The following is a 4,848-nucleotide window of genomic DNA, read 5'->3' as shown; positions in this document are numbered from 1 at the left end:
ATCTGTTCTGCGGTGATCACTTCGATTTGATTGGGGTACGTATCCAATTTGAAGTTTTTCGCTATTCTGTCGATATGGGATTCATAATCTTCCAGCATAGTGAATGTCCAGTCTGGACCGTCATCAAGGGGTGTTTGAAAAGGTTTTGGCTGTACACTCATGATAGACCTCCTTGGGTCGTATCCTGTGCAGACTTCCTGAACAGTTCACGAAAAACAGGATAAATATCGCTTACCGATTGAATATGTTTACAGACAAAGTTTTCACACTGGTTTTCTACGTTCTGGTATTCCCGCCATAAACTCTGATGCTGGCGCTCGGTAATTTCGATATACGCAAAGTAACGGGTCACCGGTAAGAGGTCTTTCATCAATATGTTCTTACACATGGGAGAGTCATCGGCCCAATTATCACCGTCGGAGGCCTGGGCCGCGTAGATGTTCCAATCGCTTTCCATATACCGCTCTTTTACAATTTCATCCATCAGCTTCAATGCACTAGACACAATGGTGCCACCGGTTTCCTGGGAGTAGAAAAACTCCTGCTCATCCACCTCTTTTGCCTGAGTATGGTGGCGGATATACACCACGTCCACGTTTTCGTAGGTTCGGGTTAAAAACAGATAAAGCAAAATATAGAAGCGTTTTGCCATATCCTTTGTGGCCTGATCCATGGAGCCAGACACATCCATGAGGCAAAACATTACGGCTTTGCTGGTGGGAATAGGGCGTTTGTCATAGTTTTTAAAGCGCAAATCGAAGGTATCGATAAATGGCACACGGGCTATTTTTTGCTTAAGTGCCTCGATTTCTTTTTCCAGCGCCAAAATAGCCAAGGTATTTTCATGTTTGTCGGCTTTAAGTAGCGCCAGTTCGGCTTCTTTTTCTCGTAGCAGTTTTTTACTGCTACCGGTTAGGGCTATGCGGCGTGCCACCGAGCCTTTGAGGGAGCGGACGATATCCAGATTACTAGGTACGCCATCGGTTTGATAACCGGCACGGTAGGTTTCATATTGAATAACTTTATCAAACTGGTTTCTTTTCAGGTTAGGCAGGGCCAAATCGTCAAACAGTAAATCCAGATACTCGTCTTTTGAGATGGAGAATACAAATTCGTCTTCACCTTCCCCGGAATCACTGGCTTCGCCTTCGCCTTGCCCTTGTCCGCCTTGTGGGGGCGGGCGATCTATCTTGTCACCAGCGGTAAACTGATCGTTCCCCGGATGGACAACGGTACGCTGACCACCAGATCCAGTATGAAATACCGGCTCTTTAATATCTCGTGCCGGTATACTGATTTCTTCACCGGATTCAAGATCGGTAACAGAACGTTGTCCTACCGCATCGGACACAGCTCGCTTTATCTGTTGCTTATAGCGGCGGAGAAAGCGCTGTCGATTGACAGTACTTTTTCCTTTGCTGTTTAATCGTCGGTCAATAAAATGCGCCATAGATGTCTACTTTTTGGTTGCCACAACAGTGTATCTATACTTCTCACTTCCCGTTGACAATCAGGACGCTTTGCGTACCCGTAAGTACCAATCACACAAGAGTCTAACTTGTTTTTGTGTATAGCCTTTTTCCACCATACGATTAACAAAGTCATCATGTTTTTTCTTGTCTTCTGACGAACCTTTAGTATTAAACGAAATCACAGGGAGTAAGTCTTCGGTGTTCGAGAACATTTTCTTCTCGATAACCGTGCGCAGTTTTTCGTAGCTTGTCCACGCAGGGTTTTTACCCCCATTACTGGCTCGGGCCCGTAAAACAAAATTCACAATTTCATTGCGGAAATCTTTTGGATTACTGATACCGGCCGGTTTTTCGGTTTTTTCAAGCTCTGCATTTAAAGACTCACGGTCAAAGAGTTGTCCGGTTTCCGGATCCCGATATTCTTGATCTTGGATCCAAAAATCAGCATAGGTCACATAGCGGTCAAAGAGGTTTTGACCATATTCAGAGTAAGACTCTAAGTATGCGGTCTGAATTTCTTTACCAATGAATTCAACGTATCGGGGAATCAGGTACCCTTTTAAGAATTCGCGATAACGGTCGGCAGTTTCCTGCGGGAACTGTTCCCGTTCAATTTGGCGTTCCAGCACATAAAACAAATGCACGGGGTTCGCGGCCACTTCTTGATGATCAAAATTAAACACCCTAGAAAGGATCTTAAACGCAAAGCGTGTCGATAACCCTTCCATGCCTTCATCTACACCCGCGTAATCACGATATTCCTGATACGACTTGGCTTTAGGGTCGGTATCTTTGAGGCTTTCGCCATCGTAAACCCGCATTTTTGAGTAAATACTCGAATTTTCCGGCTCTTTAAGGCGGGAAAGTACCGTGAACTGGGCCAAACATTCTAAGGTGTCAGGAGCGCAGGGCGCGCCGTTAAGTTCACTGCTGTCGAGGAGTTTTTTATAAATACGAATTTCTTCGGAAACCCGTAAGCAATACGGGACTTTGACAATATAGACCCTATCGAGGAATGCCTCGTTGTTCTTGTTGTTGCGAAATGTCTGCCATTCTGATTCGTTGGAATGGGCAAGGATTAAGCCATCAAAAGGTAACGCGGAGAACCCCTCAGTGGGATTATAGTTGCCTTCCTGTGTTGCGGTAAGCAACGGATGGAGCACCTTGATAGGGGCTTTGAACATTTCCACAAATTCCATCAACCCCTGATTCCCCTTACATAAGGAACCGGAATAACTGTAAGCGTCGGGATCATTTTGCGCATATTGTTCTAAGCGCCGAATATCCACTTTGCCCACCAGTGAGGAAATATCCTGGTTGTTTTCATCCCCAGGCTCTGTTTTCGCAATACCAATCTGGTCTAAAACAGAAGGATAAACCCGGACCACTTTAAATTGCGAAATGTCACCACCATATTCATGCAGACGCTTTCTGGCCCAAGGTGACATGATGGTTTTTAAGTAGCGTTTCGGAATGCCGTACTCTTTCTCGAGGATCTGGCCGTCTTCGTTAACGTCAAATAATGAGAAAGGATGATCGTTGGTTGGTGAGCCTTTCAACATGTAAATTGGCACTTTCTGCATGAGCTCTTTTAGTCGTTCGGCTAAGGATGATTTACCGCCGCCAACCGGACCAAGGAGATACAGGATTTGTTTTTTCTCTTCCAGACCCTGTGCGGCATGGCGTAAGTAAGAGACAATTTGCTCTATGGCTTCTTCCATGCCATAAAATTCGTGAAATGCCGGATAGCGTGCAATGACGCGGTTAGAGAAAATCCGGCTCAAGGCAGGATCCGTTGACGTGTCTATCATCTCTGGCTCGCCAATTGCCGCAAGCAGCCTTTCAGCTGAATTGGCATAAGCCATTGGATCTGCTTTGCAGATATCAAGAAACTCCTGAATTGTGAATTCTTCTTGTTGGCGTTCCTCGTAGCGTTGCTGGTAATGCTCGAATATTCCCATCGATTCCCCCAAAAAACGGACCTTCTTATATACAGCTTAGTCTTGTTTTGAGAGTTTTAAAGAATTTTTTCAGGATATTTGGGAATAACGAAACGCGATTTTGTCTAATTGAAGAATGAACCTTTTCGAATAAAAATTGTCTTTACACCCAATCGGTTGCATTTACATTGTTGTAATAAAAAGCCCGACAGGCGCCGGGCTTTAAGTCATTTTAAGCTGCAAAAGTTACTTTGCAAAGTTCTCAGCAGCAAATGTCCAGTTAACCAACTTCCAGAAGTTTTCCAGATACTTAGGACGTGCATTGCGGTAGTCGATGTAGTAAGCATGTTCCCACAAATCCACAGTTAACAAGGGTGTTACACCGTCTTCTGTGATAGGTGTGCCAGCGTTGCTGGTGTTGACGATATCCAAAGAACCGTCAGCGGTTTTTACCAGCCATGTCCAGCTAGAACCAAAGTTGTTTACAGATTTATCGTCAAAGGCAGCCTGAAAATCTGCAAATGAGCCCCATTTGGCATTGATAGCATCAGCTAATGGACCTGTTGGTTCGCCGCCGCCATTTGGGCTTAAGCAATTCCAGTAAAACGTATGGTTCCAGATTTGCGCTGCGTTATTAAATACACCGCCTTCAGAGGTCTTGATGATCTCTTCTAAATCTTTGCTTTCAAGGTCAGTGCCTTCAACCAAGCCATTTAGCTTAGTGACATATGTGGCGTGGTGCTTACCGTAGTGATATTCCAAAGTTTCAGCTGAAATATGTGGTTCTAACGCATTTTTTTCGTACGGCAGTGGTGGAAGTTCAAACGCCATGTGATTTCTCCATTATTGAAATGAATTAATGTCACGGAACGTGTGGGACGTTTTCCACACACATTAGTGACAACGGTCAAAGCTGATATAGGGATTTTATTCGATAACACAATGACAGATTTATCATTTTTCGACAATAACGATAAAGAAAATTTCTCTCAAAGGTGTTTTTCGATAGTTATGTTTCTAAGTCTGCCCGATTCTTTTGGATCATAGCTAAGGTGATCAATTCCCTTATTTCGGTGCTGACCTCATTACCGGTTATGGTACACTGTTTGTAAGAAACCACATATAGCCGGGCTTGAATTTCGATTGTCCAAGACCCATATCGAGAGAATTAGCTTACTTTCACCCCAAAGAGGATTGAATGGAAAATACTACAGAATCAACCGTTGATAAAATTAAACAGCAAATTGCTGAGAGCCCTATTTTATTGTACATGAAGGGCTCGCCAAAACTGCCTAGTTGCGGTTTTTCTGCACAGGCTGTTCAAGCACTGATGTCATGTGGTGAACCATTCGCCTATGTGGATATTTTACAAAATCCGGATATTCGTGCCGAGTTGCCTAAATATGCCAACTGGCCCACTTTCCCTCAACTATGGG

Annotated in this window: 5 protein-coding genes; 1 reads left to right on the top strand and 4 read right to left on the bottom strand. The window is 44.2% G+C overall.

Annotated elements, in window-relative coordinates; genetic code table 11:
* The 4 genes from V5298_RS19795 to sodB all read right to left on the bottom strand — a co-directional run.
* Positions 1–161, bottom strand: a 161-nt coding sequence (locus tag V5298_RS19795; protein ID WP_332933148.1) for a SpoVR family protein, incomplete at its 3' end; no start/stop codon positions are given.
* A complete protein-coding gene (locus V5298_RS19790; RefSeq protein ID WP_332933147.1) occupies positions 158–1,450 on the bottom strand; it encodes a YeaH/YhbH family protein in 1,293 nt (430 codons plus the stop codon). The genes V5298_RS19795 and V5298_RS19790, both read right to left, overlap by 4 nt.
* 60 nt (positions 1,451–1,510) lie before the next feature.
* Entirely contained in the window at positions 1,511–3,433 is a 1,923-nt protein-coding gene (locus tag V5298_RS19785; RefSeq protein ID WP_332933146.1) for a PrkA family serine protein kinase, read from the bottom strand.
* A 225-nt stretch (positions 3,434–3,658) separates the two neighbouring features.
* Complete coding sequence (sodB, locus tag V5298_RS19780; RefSeq protein WP_332933145.1) at positions 3,659–4,243, bottom strand: superoxide dismutase [Fe]; 585 nt, start codon at positions 4,241–4,243, stop codon at positions 3,659–3,661.
* A gap of 367 nt (positions 4,244–4,610) precedes the next feature.
* Here sodB and V5298_RS19775 point away from each other — a divergent pair.
* The coding region (locus tag V5298_RS19775) for a glutaredoxin domain-containing protein (RefSeq protein ID WP_332933144.1) at positions 4,611–4,848 on the top strand (238 nt) is incomplete at its 3' end.

This window comes from Alteromonas sp. 14N.309.X.WAT.G.H12, assembly GCF_036697315.1.
Lineage (GTDB): Bacteria > Pseudomonadota > Gammaproteobacteria > Enterobacterales > Alteromonadaceae > Alteromonas.
This window is presented reverse-complemented; position numbering and strand designations above follow the sequence as displayed.

Coding starts and splice junctions, on each gene's coding strand:
- V5298_RS19790 (WP_332933147.1), bottom strand. CDS start 1,450: ATGGCGCATTTTATTGACCGACGATTAAACAGCAAAGGAAAAAGTACT.
- V5298_RS19785 (WP_332933146.1), bottom strand. CDS start 3,433: ATGGGAATATTCGAGCATTACCAGCAACGCTACGAGGAACGCCAACAA.
- sodB (WP_332933145.1), bottom strand. CDS start 4,243: ATGGCGTTTGAACTTCCACCACTGCCGTACGAAAAAAATGCGTTAGAA.